16 protein-coding genes are annotated in these 18,207 nt (G+C 66.2%); 8 read left to right on the top strand and 8 right to left on the bottom strand.

Features of this window, described 5'->3' with window-relative positions:
• Positions 1 to 118: 118 nt before the first annotated feature.
• On the top strand, positions 119 to 1,498 hold the full coding sequence (locus tag NCS02_RS32350) for an IS4 family transposase (protein WP_250523538.1): 1,380 nt from the start codon (positions 119 to 121) through the stop codon (positions 1,496 to 1,498).
• 1,063 nt (positions 1,499 to 2,561) lie between these two features.
• Here NCS02_RS32350 and NCS02_RS32345 read toward each other — a convergent pair.
• Both NCS02_RS32345 and NCS02_RS32340 read right to left on the bottom strand, forming a co-directional pair.
• Positions 2,562 to 2,732: a hypothetical protein gene (locus NCS02_RS32345; RefSeq protein ID WP_250523537.1), complete on the bottom strand. Its 171-nt coding sequence runs from the start codon at positions 2,730 to 2,732 to the stop codon at positions 2,562 to 2,564.
• 103 nt (positions 2,733 to 2,835) lie between these two features.
• Positions 2,836 to 3,015 carry a hypothetical protein gene (locus NCS02_RS32340; protein WP_244808434.1) on the bottom strand — a complete coding sequence of 60 codons (180 nt, stop codon included), beginning with the start codon at positions 3,013 to 3,015 and terminating at the stop codon, positions 2,836 to 2,838.
• 132 nt (positions 3,016 to 3,147) lie between these two features.
• Here NCS02_RS32340 and NCS02_RS32335 point away from each other — a divergent pair, with 132 nt between their 5' ends.
• The 7 genes from NCS02_RS32335 (at position 3,148) to NCS02_RS32310 (ending at position 9,996) form a co-directional block, all read left to right on the top strand.
• Entirely contained in the window at positions 3,148 to 3,576 is a 429-nt protein-coding gene (locus tag NCS02_RS32335; protein ID WP_250523536.1) for a MarR family winged helix-turn-helix transcriptional regulator, read from the top strand.
• Positions 3,577 to 4,110: 534 nt separating this feature from the next.
• Positions 4,111 to 4,245: a hypothetical protein gene (locus NCS02_RS36410; protein WP_284504531.1), complete on the top strand. Its 135-nt coding sequence runs from the start codon at positions 4,111 to 4,113 to the stop codon at positions 4,243 to 4,245.
• 47 nt (positions 4,246 to 4,292) lie between these two features.
• Positions 4,293 to 5,828, top strand: coding sequence for a hypothetical protein (locus NCS02_RS32330; protein WP_250523535.1), 1,536 nt, complete (start codon positions 4,293 to 4,295; stop codon positions 5,826 to 5,828).
• Positions 5,829 to 6,008: 180 nt separating this feature from the next.
• On the top strand, positions 6,009 to 6,899 hold the full coding sequence (locus NCS02_RS32325) for a FecR domain-containing protein (protein WP_244808431.1): 891 nt from the start codon (positions 6,009 to 6,011) through the stop codon (positions 6,897 to 6,899).
• Complete coding sequence (locus tag NCS02_RS32320) at positions 6,896 to 7,774, top strand: Tll0287-like domain-containing protein (protein ID WP_250523534.1); 879 nt, start codon at positions 6,896 to 6,898, stop codon at positions 7,772 to 7,774. The genes NCS02_RS32325 and NCS02_RS32320 overlap by 4 nt, the downstream gene beginning before the upstream one ends.
• A 1-nt stretch (position 7,775) precedes the next feature.
• Positions 7,776 to 9,143 carry a serine/threonine-protein kinase gene (locus tag NCS02_RS32315; RefSeq protein ID WP_250523533.1) on the top strand — a complete coding sequence of 456 codons (1,368 nt, stop codon included), beginning with the start codon at positions 7,776 to 7,778 and terminating at the stop codon, positions 9,141 to 9,143.
• 40 nt (positions 9,144 to 9,183) lie between these two features.
• Positions 9,184 to 9,996, top strand: a complete 813-nt coding sequence (locus NCS02_RS32310; RefSeq protein ID WP_244808428.1) for a PP2C family protein-serine/threonine phosphatase — start codon at positions 9,184 to 9,186, stop codon at positions 9,994 to 9,996.
• Here the strand turns inward: NCS02_RS32310 and tagF are convergent.
• The 6 genes from tagF to NCS02_RS32280 form a co-directional block, all read right to left on the bottom strand.
• A complete protein-coding gene (gene tagF / locus NCS02_RS32305; protein WP_250523532.1) occupies positions 9,993 to 10,568 on the bottom strand; it encodes a type VI secretion system-associated protein TagF in 576 nt (191 codons plus the stop codon). The two genes, NCS02_RS32310 and tagF, sit on opposite strands and share 4 nt — an antisense overlap.
• Positions 10,568 to 13,978 carry a type VI secretion system membrane subunit TssM gene (tssM, locus tag NCS02_RS32300; protein ID WP_250523531.1) on the bottom strand — a complete coding sequence of 1,137 codons (3,411 nt, stop codon included), beginning with the start codon at positions 13,976 to 13,978 and terminating at the stop codon, positions 10,568 to 10,570. The genes tagF and tssM overlap by 1 nt, the downstream gene beginning before the upstream one ends.
• Positions 13,979 to 14,012: 34 nt before the next feature.
• On the bottom strand, positions 14,013 to 15,353 hold the full coding sequence (locus NCS02_RS32295) for a DotU family type VI secretion system protein (protein ID WP_250523530.1): 1,341 nt from the start codon (positions 15,351 to 15,353) through the stop codon (positions 14,013 to 14,015).
• Positions 15,350 to 16,690: a type VI secretion system baseplate subunit TssK gene (gene tssK / locus NCS02_RS32290; protein ID WP_250523529.1), complete on the bottom strand. Its 1,341-nt coding sequence runs from the start codon at positions 16,688 to 16,690 to the stop codon at positions 15,350 to 15,352. Before tssK ends, NCS02_RS32295 begins: the two co-directional genes overlap by 4 nt.
• Before the next feature lie 19 nt (positions 16,691 to 16,709).
• Positions 16,710 to 18,035 carry a type VI secretion system-associated FHA domain protein TagH gene (gene tagH, locus NCS02_RS32285; protein WP_250523528.1) on the bottom strand — a complete coding sequence of 442 codons (1,326 nt, stop codon included), beginning with the start codon at positions 18,033 to 18,035 and terminating at the stop codon, positions 16,710 to 16,712.
• A 33-nt stretch (positions 18,036 to 18,068) separates the two neighbouring features.
• On the bottom strand, positions 18,069 to 18,207 hold a 139-nt coding region (locus tag NCS02_RS32280; protein ID WP_284507665.1), incomplete at its 5' end, for a twin-arginine translocation signal domain-containing protein.

The following is an 18,207-nucleotide window of genomic DNA, read 5'->3' as shown; positions in this document are numbered from 1 at the left end:
CGCTCATGCCCCCTGTCTAGGACCTGGTCTTTACCCACATCTTTGGCGGGTTGACTTGTAAACTGCGACGCGTGATGTTAACTTCCGCCCATACGACATTTGTGGGCGATGTTCAACATTGACTGATGCGAGCGATCCCGATGACTGGGCAAGTGTTGAGTTCGGCGCGGCGCAACTGGGTGACGCTCGCCTAACTCAGCGCTTGATCGCACTTGCAGGTAGATTGTCGGGCGCTCCACAATGTTCTTTTCCCCAGTCGCTTAAAGGCGCGGACCTTAAAGCTGCGTACCGGTTTTTTGATAATCCGAAGGTAGATCCCGACGGCGTGCTTGGTTCGCATATTGGTCGAACGCTCGAACGCATGCGGGACGCGTCGGTCGTGTTGGCTGTACAGGACACGACCGAATTCAATCTTACGCATCTGCATGCGACGGAAGGTCTAGGCCATTGCGCAGGCCATAATCTTCGCGGTTTTATGATGCATAGCATGCTGGCGGTAACCCCAGAAGGGTTGCCGTTGGGTGTGCTGGGCATGAAGACCTGGACGCGTACACCCGAGGAGCGCGGTAAGGGCGAGTTGCGCAGGCGGCGCACGATCCGGGAGAAGGAAAGCGCGAAATGGCTTGAAGGACTGGAACACCTGAGCGCGCTCAAAGCGCATTGTCCGCAGACGCATTGCATTGGCGTATGCGATCGTGAGGGAGACATTTACGACGTATTCAGGGCCGATCGCCCTGCTGGCGTCGACTGGCTAGTTCGTGCGAGCTGGAATCGCAGGGTGGCGCATCCGCAGAAGTATCTGTGGGAGACGATCGTCGCAGCGCCGGTGCTGGGCTTCACTGAATTGAAGATTCCAGGTTCGGGTAGCACGATCGCACGCACCGCACGCCTAACGTTGCGATGCGCGCCGGTGAGCTTGCGCCCACCGCGCTATCGACGCCCCAGAAGATTACCCAACGTCGAGGTGTTCGCGATTCACGCCATAGAAGCGGATGTTGCCGAAGGTCATGAACCCCTTGAATGGATGCTACTCACTTCGGTGCCCACGAATACTCGCGAAGAAGCACTGGAGCGCCTGGAATGGTATGAGCGGCGTTGGACGATCGAGTCGTGGCATCGCATACTCAAGAGCGGTTGTCGCGTCGAGGCACGGCAATTCGGCAATCTCGATCGATTCGTGCGTGCCACCGCCTTATTTGCCGTAATCAGTTGGCGCATCTTGTACGCGACCTTGCTGGCCCGAATAGACGGCGATCTGCCATGCGATGTGCTGCTTCAACAACTTGAATGGCGCGCGTTGTATTGCCGCGTACACAACACGACGACGTTGCCTGCTCGGCTTCCAACGCTGACGCAGGTCGTGCTATGGATCGCAAAACTCGGCGGTTACCTCGCGCGCAAGCATGATCGTCCACCTGGGCCAACCGTTATGTGGCGCGGCTTTCTCGCTCTGCACGACATTACGGAGATGTACCGCATCTTCAGGCAGAACGAATGACCTTACTTGTGAGTAAGGACCAGGTCTAGGACTTAGGGTTCGCCAACAAAGTCCGCAGTTCCGATGGCCGGTCGGTCTACCCAAATTCATCCGTGGCGCTAGTTCAAGCTCTCAAGCGTGTGCCCTGTTCACAAGAGACCCGCGACGGACCTCCCGCACCTTAAGAGGGACTGTGAGTTGCCGTATCCTTCGCGACGCTTATTTGCTGAGTTCGGATTCCGTTTGCTTCGCAGGCTGTAGGTGTTCGCCCAAGCTCGACAGTCCGTCGCAACCGAGAGCCCTGACGTCACCGTCGCTGGCATCAATCGATTGATCGCTGAACTTCTTGATATCTGATCCATGAACGGATCGCTTCTCAGGCATGAGATTACTCTTCCGCTTCGTCAGTGCAAAAAGTGCAACGAACCTGTCGTCGATTTCTTTTGTTTCTCTTGCGCACGTTATCGCCGGCTCTGGCCCCGGCTGCTCCCTTGCCCGTCGATACCCGGAGTCGTGCCATGAATACGCCGATCCGCCGGCCCGCGCCCGGCACCCCTTCCCCCTCGTGACTCAATGGGTCACCGTCGACTTATGCTGTTGTCCGGGGTCTACCTGTTCGCCGCGGGCGTGTGGCTCGTGAGCCTCGGGGAATCGTCGTACTACGCAAATGCTGGCATTGCGATGCGGGTGATTGCGTGGCTAGTCTGGCGAGGCACCGCCCGTGCGCTCTTGTATACGCCGTGCTGCTTCTGGTACGCTGGCCTGGGCGGTCGCCGAATCGGGCCTCGACTGTGACGCCGCTCGCCGTCGACGGAACGATTTTCTTTCGCACGCCGCGTCCCGCGACCGGGAAAGAACGGTAGCGACCTTGCGGGGGTCCTTGCCGCGAGTCGATAACGCAAAGATCCTTTCCTATGCGAAAGGCTCATCGCTTGCTTCGGTGATCTGAGCTCCGATGCTTTGGGCACCGCGGCCACGACATGATGCCGAAGTACCAGAGCGGATATCGTCTGGTCGGAAAAGATGCGCCGGAGCTCGGGTCGAGCTCCGGCGCGTTGCCCATTACGGAGTCTCTTCGCGTTGCTTACTTCGTCGTGAAAACCGAGATGCCGCCGTTCGGAAATTGGCTCGAAGTGCTGGGCTGGAAGGGCACATAAACCTGGCCGAGAGTGCTGTCCACAGCGACGGAGTGCGCGCCCGCTCCAATCGCCACCTTGTAGAGCAACTGTCGCGTCGTGCCGTCGATCACGCCCATCTGCGGGCTAAATCCCGACGACGCCGCCGTGCCGCTCGATACATAGTGCCGCGCGGGGAGGAAATACCGGTTCGGTCGTTTTGCTTGTACGCGCGCGAGCGCGTCAGCTCAGGTAACCAGGCAGAGAATTTTTCCAGTCAGAGAAAATCCGGTTCAACCGCTGGCGAACGGCCTTCGATAGCGTCATGCGGCCATGCCGTGTCATCGAGCCAATCAGCGTTGGGATGAGGGCCTTCAAACGTTTGCCGCAGATCCGATCGCCCGCCTCCCGCAGGGTGATCATGTGTCTTTTAGGAAATGTTTGGCGCTGGAAACTCGCCTGTGCGTCAGCCACTTGGTCAAATGAAACGAGGCCGAATGCGGCCTGAATACAACTCGTTCGTTTGCGTCAGCAAAGCGCAGGCAGTTCCTGTTCGTGCAGGAGACAAGCGAGTTCAACATCACGCCGGTGCAATACAGTTTGCTCACGGCGCTGGAATCGCTCGGCGAGATGGATCAGAACTCGCTCGCCATCGAAGTGGGACTGGAGCGCTCCAGCGTCGCGGAAGTCATTCCGCGACTGAACGCGCGCGGGCTCGTCAGCCGCACGCAGGCAGAACATGACAAGCGGCTGCGGCTCGTCAAGCTGACGCCGGCGGGCAAACGCCTCGTCAGGAAGATGGCCGCCGCCGTTCAGCGCGCGCACGATCGCACGATAGAGCATCTGTCGCCGGTGGAGCGCGACGTCTTCATGCTCCAAATGATCCGTCTGGTGGAGGCGAACAACGCCGACAACCTCGTGCCCTTCCGGCTGCCCGACAGCCAGTTGCTCGCCGAGGACGAAAGCGAAGCGGACGCAACGTGAAGCGGAGTTATTCCGATGAAGACCGGATTGTTCTGGTTGCAGGTCGCGAGTGAACTCGGCTGCGTCGGCGCAGGGCTAACTTACGATCTGCGCATCGTTCTAACGGAGATTCGCCGCTCAACGGCGTGCCGCAATCTCGTGGATAACAATGAATTCGTCACCGTTTGCAAGATAACAGTCAGACGTCCGCGAATTGCAAAAGGGTGGCCGGCGAGTGCGTAGATGCGAACGTGACCGCACGGAGCGAGATGCAGTAATCGAAGATATATCGCAAGCTCGGCAGACACGGCCGGGCCATGCCCCGATCGTCGGATCTCCAGACGGCCACCGATCTCACGGTCAATCCAGCACAAAAAACGTCCGGCCGGACACTTTAAGTCCCGCGTTTATTCCGTCCTCGCCCGCAAATATATTGCCGCCGCCACGCGGAACAAATCCTCCAGCCCCGCTGTTTTGCTATCGACGGCCGCGACATCCCGCAGCGGCCAGGATCGGCCCGGTTCGATCCGCAAACCGGCCACGGCAGGAGGCATCATGCACCGCGAAATCTTCGTGCTGGATCACAACTTCTTCAGTTTCGGCTGCATCTATCGGGTGGACGTGCGCAGTCGCAGCGGCCGCCTGATCGAAACCCGCTACGTAAAGCTGAACGATATCCCGTGGTGCTAGGCCGCCTCCCCGACAGTCAATGACCACTTGAAATAGGAGACCCATCCATGCCCTACGCTTACGCCCAGCTGCCCGACATCATTTCCCACGATGAATGGCTCAGAGGAACCTCGGCGCTGCTTCAGGTGCGCGGCGCGGCGCTGAAGGATCTGGATCAGCAGATCCTCATGTATCACCGCAACCGGACAGTTCATCAATTCCACGCGCTGGTGCAGGCGTTCGAGCGCTGGCGATTATCTGTCGGCCCCGACGACGCCTGGAAGACCGGCTCGCGCAATGGCTCGAAATGCTTCACGCTGCTCGATCAGCAACTGCACGGCAAGGGCGACACGGACGCCGCGGCAGGCGCGCAGGACTTCATGACGCCCGCGCTCATCAACGCGCGCCTCGGCGTGCTGTATCTCTTCGGCAACCTGGAACTGGAGGACGACACGTTTCAAGTGCTGCTGGAAGGCGCATTCGATATCACCAACGTCGGACTCGGATTCGCGCCGGATACCAATGTCGCGGCGGCGCGCGCATCGGAAATACTCGACAACAGCGTCGTGCAGAAGTCGGCATCGCTCGCGCTCGAACAGGTGCAGAAGAAGATCAGGAAGCACAAGGAACCGACGCTCGTGAAGTCGAATCAGCTCGCGACTTCCACGCTCACGTTACCCGCGTTGAGCAGCGCGGCGCAACGGCTGTACGAAGCCATTCGCGCGAAAGTCGAGGAAGGCGCGAGAAAGCTGTGGGACATGATTCGCGAGAAGGTCGCGGACATCCGCAACGATCCCGGCGGCTTCGCGCTCGACACGATGCCCGCGCTCTTGCGCAAACTCGTCGACTTTCTGTGCGGCAAGCTGCTTGCGACGCTCGCGCCATTCATCGGCGCGGGGCTGGATATCGCCAAGGGCATCGCCAATACCGTCGACAGCAGCATCACCAAGTATCGCGAGTGGGTGCAAGGCCGCGATGTGCAGGTGCTGGCCGGGCATCCCGGAACCATCGTGGAAGCCATCAGGCGCGCGATGAAGCTGAGCATCGGCTCGGGCGTGTACGACCTCGTCAAGGGCGGAGCGAGCCTCGGTCTGCAGTTCGCCAGCCAGGGCGCATCGACCATCGTCGATGCGGTCGTGTCCATCATGGAGACGCTCGCGAAGGTCATCTGGAAGATCGTGGAGATCAAGCGCATCAAGCGCTTCTGCTACCAGGCGAAGGGATACTGGGAAGCACGCATGCAACGCGACGCGCTGCATACCCGGCCGATCGCCTTCAACGCCTGGTTCAAGCGCTACGCGGTGCCGATTCCGGCGCTCTCGGTGCTCGCGCTCAACTCGGGCATCTGCGGCGACAAGATGCACTTCCTCGCGATGTTCAAGGACGACGAGAGCATCGTCACGCAGGCGGAATTCACGGCGGGCGGCAAATACGTGGATAGCCTCAAGGTCTGGGGATCGGACTATCTGAGCGATGCGGGCTTCGCCTTCGATTCCGACGATGCGATGATCAAAGGCCTGCTCACGCTCGCCACGAGCCACAAAGAAGAGCAGACGTGGGATCTGAGGGTGCGCAAGGCCGTGCTCGGCTTCCTGAACGGATAGCGCCTTCCTGCATCGACCAGCCGACGCCTTCGCTCATGCGAAGGCGTTTTTTTCGTGTTCCGTCAGCAACACCGCGCGGCGTCGATTTGTTCCATCGATAAACAGAAAATTTGCGTGGAATAGAACGCGCGGCAAGGCTGTTTTCGTCGCAATCACTTCACGCTTCGAGGCCTCGCCGCGATGAACGCCCGAACCCTGCTGCAAACCTTTCGCTTCGGCGTCGCGCTCGCTTGTCTGTGCTCGCTTCACGGCGCGCAAGCGGGCCAGGCCACGCTGTTGCCCGAAGGAACGGTCACGCTGATTCGCGCGACGTCCGTCTTCAACGTCGATGCGCCCATCGCGCTCGAGCCGGGCGATCTGCTCGCCACCGACGCGCACGGCAGCGCGCAGATCGAAGACAGCGACGGCACGATCGTCGCGCTCGGCGCGGACACGCGCCTCGCCATCGATATCGCGCCGCACGGCGATGCGCTCGCGCTGCTCTCGGGCTGGATCAAGATCGCGCGTCCGCGAATGAGCGCTGCCGAGCCTTTTCCGATCGACACGCCCACGCTCGACGTCAGCCTGCGCGACGGCGCCGCCGTGCTGCACGCGGCCCGCGAGATGACCGCGCTCTTTCTCGAAGCGGGCAGCGTGACGCTCGCCCTGCCCGAACATGCCGACGCCCATCAGCAACTCGACGGCGAGCATTACGCCGAACGCGAGACCGGCAAACCGCTCGTCGTGGGCACGCGCGCCGCGCCGTCGTTCATCGCCGCGATGCCGCTGCCGTTCCGCGATCCGCTCGCGATGGCTTCGACGCCCGCGAAGGCGAAGCTCGTCGCGCCCGCGCAGGGCCGCCCCGCGACGTACGCCGATATCGCCGACTGGCTCATCGCGCCGCTGCCCATCCGGCGCAGCTTCGTCGCACGCTTTAGGCCGCTCGCGCAGAGCGAGCCGTTCCGCGCGCAACTGCGGCTGAACCTGCGCAATCTTCCCGAATGGCGGCGCGTGCTGTGCCCGCCTCCCGCCATGCCGCACCGTCGCGCGGTCTCGCCCGTGCAGGACAAATCAACCGAGGTGGAGTCATGAGACTGTCGCTCGCCGTCAAGTTCAATCTGGTGTTTCTCGCGGTTTTCGTCGTCGGCTTCGTGTCGGCCGGGTTCGCCGCGCGCGAGTTGCTGCGTCGCGCGGCCATCGAAGAGACCGTGCAGAATGCGCGCGTTCTCATGGAAGCGGCGAGCGCGGCGCAGAACTACACCGCGACGCAAGTCACGCCGCTCCTTCAGACGCAGCTCAAATACAGCTTCGTGCCGCAATCGGTGCCGGCGTTCTCGGCGGTCGAAACGCTGATGACGCTGGAGAAGCGACTTGCCGGATACTCCTATCGCTCGACGATGCTGAACCCGACCAATCCGCGCGACCGGCCTTCGGACTGGGAAACGGATGTCATCCGTCATCTGCACGACAAGCCGGAACTGAAGGAAATCGTCGGACTGCGCGACACGCCGTCCGGGCAAAACCTGTATATCGCGCGCCCGAACCGCATCACCGACGCCGCCTGCATGGAGTGTCACAGCGTGCCGTCGCGCGCGCCGAAAACGCTCATCGACAAATACGGTCCCGACAACGGCTTCAACTGGGCGATGCACGATGTCATCGGCGCGGACTTCGTCTCGGTGCCGATGGCGCTGCCCGTCGCGCGCAGCGACGCGGTGCTGCGCACCTTCCTCGGCTCGCTGCTCGCCGTATTCGTGCTGCTGCTGATCGCGCTGAATGTGATGGTGCATCTGCTCGTCACGCGGCGCATCCGCGCCCTTTCGCGCGCCGCCGACGAAGCCAGCCTCGGACAACTCGACGGCGCGGACTTCACCGAGCGCGGCCGCGACGAGATCGCTTCGCTCGCCGCGTCGTTCGCGCGCATGAAGACGAGCCTCGTGGAAGCGTTCAGGATGATCGAGGCATGAGGTGAAAGCCACCGCGATGGAGCCGCCGCGCATTGCACAACTCGGCAAGTACCGCATCGAGGCGGTGCTGGGCACGGGTGCGATGGGCGTCGTCTATCGCGCATTCGATCCGCATATCGAGCGGCATGTCGCGCTGAAGACCGTCCGTCACGAGTTGTTCGAGACCGGCGAGCGCGCGAGTCTCATGACGCGCTTGCGCAGCGAGGCGCAGGCGGCCGGGCGGCTCACGCATCCGAACATCGTCGGCGTATACGACTATGGCGAAGCCGATGACACTGCCTATATCGCGATGGAACTGGTCGACGGACACGCGCTGAAGCCCCTGCTCGACGCGGGCCGTCCGCTCGAACTCGCGCGCGCGCTCGACTGGTTCGCGCAACTGCTCGCCGCACTCGGCTTCGCGCACGCGCACGGCGTCGTGCATCGCGACATCAAGCCCGCGAACCTGCTCGTCAGCGAACAAGGGCGGCTGAAGGTCGCGGACTTCGGCGTCGCGCATGTCGAATCGTCGACGCTGACGCTCGCCGGCGCGATGATCGGCACGCCTTGCTACATGTCGCCGGAGCAGTTCGCGGGCGATCCCGTCGATGGCCGCTCCGACCTGTTTTCCGCCGCGGTCGTGCTTTATCAAATGCTCACCGGATGCCGGCCGTTCGCGGGCGCTTCGCAGGCCGAAGTCATGCGGCAAGTGATGCACGAGACGCCGCGCCTGCCGTCCGCCTGCAATCCGGCGCTGCCCCGCGAAATCGACGACGTGCTGATGCGCGCGTTGTCCCGCCGTCCGGCCGCGCGCTATCAGAGTGCCGACGCGCTGCGGCAGGCGCTTGCCGATGCATCGGGCAGCAGTCCCGCAACCTCGGATGACCGCACGATTCTCGAAGCGCGAACGATGGCGCCGGAAACAGGCTCCATGCGCGGCGACTCGCTGCCGTCGCTCACGATGTGGCCCGCCGCCACGCTCGCGTCGGTCGAAGCGCGGCTCGCCGCGCAGATCGGACCGGTCGCGCGTCTGCTCGTGCGGCGCGCGGCGGCGCGCATTGCCGATGCGCCGGATTTGCCGGCGCTCGTCGCCCTGCTCGCGCCGCATGTTCCCTCCGACAAAGGCCGCGCGCAGTTCGTCGCCGCCTTCGCGGACGGGTCGAACGTGGGCACGACCCACGGAGCGGCATCGGCTTTGTCATCGCTCGATGCGGAAGACGTGCGCGCCGCCGCGCTCAAGCTCGCCGTTTATCTCGGCCCGATCGCGACGATCATCGCGAAACGCGAGTCCACGCGCGCGGCCAGCCTGCGCGCGCTGCACGAACGGCTCGCGGCGGCGATCGCCAACGAGCACGACCGCGCGCGATTCCAGCGCGACGCCGGGCTGTAACGCCGCTTCACTACGACACGCATCCGAAGGAGCACGACCGATGAATCCCGACACGCCGATCCGCCTTGCCGCGTGCACCGCGTTCGGCCTTACCGACGCCGGCCGCGTGCGTCGCGAGAACCAGGACCGCTTTCTGATCGATCCGACGCTGAACCTCGTCGCGGTCGCGGACGGCATGGGCGGCCATGCCTTCGGTGCGCGCGCCAGCGCGACCGCGCTCGACTGCATCGCGATGCGACTCGCCGCCGATTCGACGTCCCGCATTCACGCCGACGGCGCGCGCACCGACGATCCCGACGCCACCGTGCACGATGCTTCCGCCTGCGCGATGCGCGCCGCCGCCGACGCGCTCGATCGCGCCAACGCGACGCTTCACGCGAAGAACCTGCGCGAGCGGCTCGCGCATCGGGCGATGGGCACCACGTTGACGGGCATCTGGCAGCCGCGCGGCTCGGCGCGGCTGATTTCGCTTCACATCGGCGACAGCCGGCTGTATCGATATCGCGATGGCGCGCTCATGCAACTGTCGCGCGACCAGACGCTTTATCAGCAGGCGCTGGAGTCCGGCGCGATCGAGCATTTGCCGCCGCGCAACGTGCTGTTGCAGGCGCTCGGGCCGTTGCCGTCGATCGCGCCCGTCGTGCAAGCGCATGCGTGGCTGCCCGGCGACCGCTACTTGCTGTGCAGCGACGGATTGCACGGCGAAGTGCCGCACGGCGAGATCGAAGCGGTGCTCGGATCGATGACGCCGCAAGACATCGGCCACGCCTGCGGGCGACTCGTCGCGCTCGCGCTCGATGCAGGCGGCAAGGACAACATCACGGCGGTCATCGCCTGCTTCGACGGCGATTAAGCGGCACGGTCATCGAAAAGCGCCGCGACGAACGCGGCGTCGGGCAAACCGGCGCTCGTGCGCAGCGTTTGCGCGTGCCACCAGACGCTCGTTCCCCAAGTCCCCGCATGCGGCGGCATCGGAACGACGTTCGCGTCATCTTCGGCCGATAACGCCAGCAATCCGGCATCGAAATTCGCAAGACTCGCGTGCTTGTCGAGCGTCGCGAGCGCGAGCGCGCCGCACTGCGCGAACCACGCGCGCGCATGCGGACGCCGCATCGGCCATGCATGAGTTTCGACGGGCGCGGCGATCGTCAACGGAAAATGCCGGCCCGCATTATCGACGCTCGGCATCAGCACGCCCGCCCAGCTGCTTTCACCGAGCACGCCGCCGCCGAGCACGAAACACCACAGCGGCGCGGTCAGATACGCATCGAGCCACGCAGGCCCGAGCGCCGCGCGGCCCGCGACGAGGCCCGCCTGCAACATCGCATCCCAGGGAACGACGAAGCTTTGCGGCAGACGCCGCGTCACGAAATCGCCGTTGCCGCGCAGCTTGCCGAAGCATCCGGCGACACCCGGCGACGTCATCACAGATGCTCCGGGCAGCGGAATTGTTCGAGCGGCGCGCGCCGGAAAGGATTGACGACGCTGGTCGCATCGAGTTCGAGCACGGCCTTGCGCCCGGCGGATTCGAGCGTGAGCTTGTAGCCGTCCGGCTGCGCGGTGGCGTCGAGCCTGCCCGCGTCGATGAGATGCAGCAGCGCCCACGGACCGCTCGCGTCGAGCGGCGCGGCTTGCGCGGCGGAAGCCGGATCGAACTGCGCGCTGGCGCGGCCCGTGTTCTTGCCGCTCGGCCATTGCAGCAGCATCGACTGAAGGCCGTCCTGTTTGAGCGCGAGCTGCTGTCCGTCGATGTCGAGATTCAGTTGCGTCACCGCCGGATCGAACCACAGCGCCTTCACGCGAAAACGGATCGACATGTCGCGGCTGCCGTCGTGGAAGAACGCATCGCGAATCTGCGCGGCGCGCTGGAATTGCGCGAGCGCGTCGCGCGGCATGCCCGCGGGTGGCGTGCCGGCGCGCCATTGCCAGACGGGACCGCTCGTATCGACCAGTGCGGCAAGGTTCTTCTGGAAGAAATCGTCGATGAGACCGCCCGGCGCGAACAGCTTGCCGAAGTCGTCGGCGGCGACGTCGCGGGTCGAGCCATGCACGAAGGGATAGCGGCCATCGAGCGCGCGGCGGCACAGCGGGCCCGCGTTCGCGTTCCACTGCGCGTCGAGCCGGGCGCGTTCGCCACCTTCGAGGAGCGCCGTGCCCGCCGTCGCAATCGATGCGGCGACCGGCGTGAGCGGCGCGGGACTCGTCTGGCTCGCGAGCCTCAGCTTGCCGAGCGCGTCGCCGGCGGGCGCGGGCTGGCCCATTCTGCGGGCGGCATCGGCGGCATCGAGATACACGGCGGCGTCCTTGAGCGGCGCAAACGCGCGATCGAGCGCCGTGGCATCGCCCGGCTTGCCCGCGAGCTGATGCAGCGGCTGGAAGTGTTCGTCGACGCGCGTCGCCGTGTTCGCGCCGAGCGTCGTCTCGCGCGCCGCCGCGACGATGAACTTCCTGAGCGGCGAATCGGGCGCGGAAAGCTCGTTCGCGATGCGCGCGCCATCGGCGAGCGCGGTGACGGGCGCAGCGGTCACATCGTCGAGCAGGCTGTCCCACGCGTGCATGTAGGCGTCGAAATAGCGCTCGTCGAGCGCGGCGCGCAATGAAGCGATGCCATCGGACGTCAGCGCCACATGGTCGCGGCCGAGCACCCACGCGTCCTTCGCGACATTGGCGAGCGCGGCGTCGCGCAAACGCGTGTATTGCGCGTAGCCCGCGCGCGTGTAGGCGCCCGCGACGCCGGTCGTGAGCGGCGCGCCGCTCGTGCGCCGCAGCAGCAGCGGCGCGTTGGGACCGGCCGCCGCGCTCACGGTGAACGCCGGAACGTTCGCCTGCGCCAACTCGCCGTCCACCCGGTTGCCGATGCGCTGCGACAGCGGCAACTCCGCGAGCCGCGCGCGCGCCGCCTTGATGAGCGCATCGTCGAGCGGCAGCGACGGATCGAACTGCGCCTTGTCGAAGAGCGCGGCGAGATGCGCATCGAGCGCGCTTCGCTGCGCCGGACTTGCGTTGGCGGCAAGCGCCGGAACCAGATGCGCGCGCAGCGCGGCGGCATCGAAATGGCGCGCGTCGCCGAGCATCAGATAGGCACGCAGCGCTTCATATCGATTTACTTCGGATGGCGAATCATTGACCGTGCCGCCATCGTCCAATTCCTGCGTCAGTTTGCCGACCGCGAGCGGCAGCAACGTCTGATCGAGCAGACGCCGATACGTCACGCGCGCTTCCTGACCGAGCTTGTCGCCTTGATACAGCCAGAGCCGCGTGAGCCACGGCACCGGCTTGCCGGCGTCCGCGTAACCGCCGGGCAGCGCGCGCGCCGCGTCGAGCAGAGGGAGCACCGCGAGCGGATCGGCCGTCGCGTTCGCCTCGCGCGCCAGTTGCGCCACATGCTGCGTCTCGCGCTCGAATTCCGCGACATAGGCGCGATTGCGCTGGTAGCTCACCACCATGCATGCGAGCGCGAGCATCAGCATCACGCCGACCAGCGCGAGCGCGCCGCGCCGCAGCCACGCGCTGCAGCGCTCGAAGCGAGCGTTCGCGCCGACGAGCCCGGCCTCCGCGATCACCACGTCCTTCAGCATCCGGTTGATGAAATACGCGCGGCCCGACGCATCGCGGTTATACGCCGCGTCGCGACGCAAGCCGAGCGATTGCGCGATGCTGCTGATCGCGCGGTCGATCGGCCGTCCATGCTGCGTGCCGCTCGTGAAATACACGCCGCGCAGGAGCGGCGACGCCTCGAAGCGCGTGCCGCGAAACGCGCCGTCGAGAAAACGTCCGAGCGCCGGTTGCAGCCCCGCGAACTGCTGCGCGAAGCCGTAGATGCGCGCGCGCCGGGCGACATCGGTCTCACGCTGCATGCGATGCAGCACGCGCGCCTGCAGCCGCGTGCCGAGCGCGTCGAAGTCGGCGGCGAATGCCGCGAGCGCCGCGCCCGCGCCCGGCGATTCGTCGAGCGCGAACGTGATGCCCCAGACCTGATTGCGCTCCGCTTCGCCGAGATCGTCAAAAAATTCGGTGAAGCCCGCGAGCAGATCGCACTTCGTCACGACGACGTACACCGGAAAGCGCACGCCGAGCCGCTCGCTCAGTTCCGTGAGACGGCTGCGGATCGTGCGGATGTGCGCATCGCGCGCGGCGTCGTCCTCGCGCACGAGATCCGCCGCCGACAGCGTGACGATGACGCCGTTCAGCGGCCGCCGCGGCCGATATTTGCGCAGCAGTTGCAGAAAGCCCGTCCACGCGGATTCGTCGGCTTGCGCGTCGCTGTCCTGCGTCGTGAAGCGGCCTGCCGTGTCGACGAGCACGGCGTCGTCGGCGAACCACCAGTCGCAGTGACGCGTGCCGCCAACGCCGCCGATCGCGTCCTCGCCCAGCTTGTCGCGCAGCGGAAAACGCAGGCCGGAATGCGCGAGCGCCGTGCTCTTGCCGGTGCCTGGCGCGCCGATGAACATGTACCACGGCAACTGATACACCCATTGGCGGCCGTTGACGCCCTTCATGCGCGCCTGCCGCAGGATCGCGAGCGCCTGTTCGAAGCGCTCGCGCAGCACCGTAAGCTCCGCGCTGCCGGCGGCGGCCGCCTGTCCCTGCCCCGCGACGCCGCTCATGAAGCGCAGATTGACGAGCCGCGCGGCGATCAGGCGCGCGCCCCAGACGAGTCCCCATATCGCGATGAGCGCGGCCATCGCGATCCAGCGGCTGCGCGGCGTTTCGAGCGGCGCGTGACCGTTGAACGCGAACAGCGGCCCTTCGAACCACACGACGACGAGCAGCGCGAGCACGCCCGCCAGCGTCAGCCATTTCGGCATCCTGAGCGTTTTTGCGATTTTTTTCATCGATATCTCCTTGCTGATGTGCGTGACGAGCGACTCACGACGACGCGCCCGGCGCGAGCAGCGTGATCTCGACGCGCCGGTTTTTCGCGCGGCCTGCGGTCGTATCGTTCGATGCGAGCGGCTCGGCATCGCCGCGTCCTTCGGCGGAAAAGCGCGCGGGCGTCCCGGTCAGCGACGCGAGCATCGCGCGCACGCTCTCCGCACGCGCCTGCGACAGATGCCAGTTCGACGGAAAGCGCGCCGACACGAGCCGCTGATCGTCGGTGTGGCCCGTCACGACGACCTTGCCGGGCACGCTCTTGAGCGCATCCGCGATGCGTCCGATCAGCGCGTCGTAGGCCGGATCGAGCGTAGCGCTGGCGGAGGCGAACAGGTTGTCTCCGTTGATCGTGACGATCGAGCGGTCCGCCGCCTTGCGCACCGAAACCAGTCCCTGACGAATCTCCGGCGCGAGGAAGGTCGCAAGCGTCGCGGCGGCGGCGGGCATCGCGGCAGGCGCGATCACGCTCGCCGGCGCGGTGGGACGCTCGCTCACGCGGATGCGGTTGAGCGCGTCGAACACGGGATCGGACGTGCGGTTCAGGCTCATCGCGAGCGCGATGTGCGTCGCCACCACGACGACGCCCGCGAGCGCGGCGCACACCCACGGCGGCATGCGCTGCCCGAGCGGGCGGCGCGCGCGTTCGGCGGGCCGCCAGTGCACCGAGAGTTCGGTTTCGAACGCGCCGCGCTGATCGCGGATGATGCGTTCGAGCCGCTCGCGCACGGATTCGAGCTGACTGCGCCCGCCATCGATCAGGCGATAGCGTCCTTCAAAACCGAGCGACAGGATCACGTACAGCAGTTCCAGCACGTCGATGTTGCGCGCCGGGTCCTGCGCGAGACGTTGCAGGATCAGAAAGAAGCGCTCGCCGCCCGACGCTTCGTTGTGAAACGTCACGAGCAGGCTGCGGCTCGCCCACACGCCGCTGCCCCACGGCGTGCCCGAGATCGCCTCGTCGATGCACGTACACAGGCAATAGCGCGCCGCCGCGAGCGTTTCGGTGTCGGCGCCGCTCGCGCGGGCATCGTGCTCGAAGGCGCGCATCATGCGCACGAGTTCGCCGCGCAGCGCTTCGATGTCGGTCATCGCGGCCCGCTGACGCAGCGGCAACGCCAGTTCGATCAGCGGATTCGCCGCGCGCACGAGCGGATTCAAACCGCTCGCCGCGGCCGGCAGCACCGGCGCGCGCGGCGCGTCTTCGGTGCGCGCGCGCTCCGCGACACGTCCGCCCGGTTGCGGAATCAGGATGGTGTCGTCCGGGTCGAAGCCGGTTTGCGGAAAGGTCGATGCATTCACAATGCGTTCCTTCGTCGGATAAGGCCGGGGATTCATGGGCGGATCGCCCAGAACTCGAACTCGATGCCGGGAAAATCCCCCGCGACATGCAACGCCACGCCCGCCGACGTCGCGAACTGCCGCCACAAATCGCCGCCGCGTTCCAGCTCGAAATAGGTGAAGCCGGCATGGAATGGCAACTGGCGCGGCGCGACCGGCAGCGCACGCAGCGCGATGCCGGGCAATTGCAGATTGACGAGATCGCGGATGCGCTCGACCGGCCCCAGCTTCGCCTGCTGCGGAAAGCCGCTGAGCAGCGCGGCGGGCGCGAGATCGGCCTTGACCGCGAGCACGAAGCTCGCCGAGCGGAACAGCTCGCGGTCCGGGACGATCGCCACGCGCAGGCCGTACTTGCGCTCTTCCAGCGCGATCGGCACGGCATGCGGATCCATCACGGCGGCGAGCGCGGCGCGCAGCGCGTTGACGAGCGGCGTGAACGTCTCGTCGAGCCGCTCGTGGCGATACGCCGGGAACGCGCCCGGACGCTTGCCTGACTGGCTGAAAGTGGCAAGCTCGCCCGCCAGTTGCAGCGCATGCTGATGCAGATCGTGCGGATGCAAACCGGTCGTCGATGCAATTCCAGCGAACAACGGCTCCGCCCGGTTGAGCACCTGCAGCAGCAGAAAATCGGCGATTTCGGCTGCGCCAGTCGCGGCGGGCTGGGCGAGGCGCGCGGCGAGCGCATTGGCGCGCTGGTGCATGAGGCCCGTGAGTTCGTCGACGAATCCGCTGAGCCGGCGCGACACGCGATAGTCGAGACACGGCGGCGCGTAGGCGGCATCGAGCACGATGCTGTTGTCCGCGCGGCGCTCGACGATGCGCGCGATCCCGAGCGACGTATGCGCGTGCGCCACGTCATTCTCGAACGCGAGGCGCAATTGCAGCTTGCCGACCTGCACGAGCGCGGCGCCGGTCGAGCCCTCGTTGCTGTCGAGCACTTCCGTTTCCTCGATGCGATGGCGCGCGAAGCCGTCGTGGCCAGCGTGCGCCGCATACGCGGCCTCGGGCGCGCCGTGACGCGCAACGGGCAGCGCGAGCACGACCGTCAGATCGCGCGCGTCCTCGGGCACGGCGAGCGGCAGCGGAAGCTCATCGTCGGCGGGCAGGCGAAACGGACTGCCGTCGGGCAGCACGCCCGCGCACGCGTTCAGCGCGATGCGGCCGAGCTTCAGTTGCTCGACATCGATCTCCAGTTCCGAGAAGCCGTACGCGTAAGGCCGAAGCGCGGCGCAACGCGCGTCGATCTGCGCGCGCACATAGCGGTCATGCTGCTGCAGATGCTGCGGCTGAAGCAGCATGCCTTCGGACCAGACCACCTTGTTGTTTCTGGACATCGTCGCCTCGCGCCTGGATTCAATGATTGTTCGAAGAAGCGTGCGGCTTCGCATCGGCGAAACCGTTCGCCTGCCGCTCGTATGCGTCGTTGAAAGCGCTGCCGCACAGCGCCTGGAGATCGTCGGCGCTCGCGCGCCTCAGTTCGGCGTGCAGCGCGACGAGACGCTCCCACTGACGCGCCTTGCGCCACGCGGGCAGCCAGTCGAGCCAGCCGCGCCGCGCGTCGGCAGCCGCTATCGTCTGCGGATCGAAGCGGCCGAGCAGATGCTGCATCGCCGCGCGCGTGCCCGCGAGAACCGCGAGTTCGTGACGGCGGATATCGTCGAAAGCGCCTTCGAGCGCGGTCTGCGCGGGCAGATAGCCGGCGCTCGCGCCGCGCAGCATTTGCGCGAGCGCGCCGTCGCCGTCCGGGAAAAACTTGAGCGGGTTGTTGTCGCGCTGGACCAGCATCGTCGTGTCGAGGCTGATTTCGCGTTTCAGCACCGAGCGCGACAGCAGCACGTCCACCACGCCGCGCATCGCCGTGCGCAGCATCGCGCCCGCGAGACGCGCGACCTCGGCGGCGTCGCGGCTGCCGAACGCGGCGGCATCGACGCGCATGCCGTTGAGCAGCGCCGCATAGGCCGATTCGGCGATGGCGTCGCTCGCGGCGGCGGCCGTCGTGCAAGGCGCGAGCGCGACGTCGCCGAGCGGATCGTAGTCGTGCGGAATGCCGCCCGCGGGCGCATGCGACGCATCACGGACCGGCGGCACGTAGGCGACCTGCTCGGGCGGAACGTGATCGCTCTGCGATCCGGCGAACGCCGCGTGGCCGTCGAGCCGATGCGGCGCTTCATGGGCGCAGAAGGCCACGGCGAGCGGATCGAAGCGCGGACCGGGCAGCGGCGAATCCGCCAGCACCTCCGCGAAGGCGAGCGGATCGTGCGCGAATGCTGCCGTCGCGGTTTCGCCGCTCTCCGCATTCAGCGGATCGAAGCCGCGACGGTCGTGCACGCCGAGCGGCGCATCGAAGGCTTCGGCGGGCGCGCGCGCCATCGCCCGCACGCCGAGCCGGTAGCCGCCGATCTCCAGCACATCGCCATCGGCGAGCGGCGCGCTGTGGCCGCCCGCGAGCGGCCGGCCATTGACCCGGCTCGGATTGCTGCCGAGATCGGCGAGCCGCCAGCCGTCCTCCGTCCAGTCGATTTGCGCATGCACGCGCGACACGGTCTTCGCCGCATCCGGCAGCACCAGCACGTTGCCGGGGCCGCGTCCGACGGTGCCGCCCGCCGCGCCGAAGCGGCACGCGAGCGGCGCATCGGGCGCGCTGCCCTGATAGCTCTCCACCGTGAGCGTGAGATACATCGCGTCTCCTTCGTGTCCGTTCATCGGGAACCGTCATCGGCCTGGCGGGGCGCGGGGGGGGGGGGGGGGGGTGGCCTCGCCCCCCCCCCCCCCCCCCCCCCCCCCCCCCCCGTGTTTTTGCAGCACCCCCCGGCGCTCGACACCCGCCCCCCCCCCGCGCGCTCGCGAAACG

The sequence above is a fragment of the Caballeronia sp. NCF2 genome (genome assembly GCF_023631205.1).
GTDB lineage: Bacteria > Pseudomonadota > Gammaproteobacteria > Burkholderiales > Burkholderiaceae > Caballeronia > Caballeronia zhejiangensis.
Note: the sequence above shows the minus strand (reverse complement) of the source record. Positions and strands in the feature narration are given on the sequence as shown.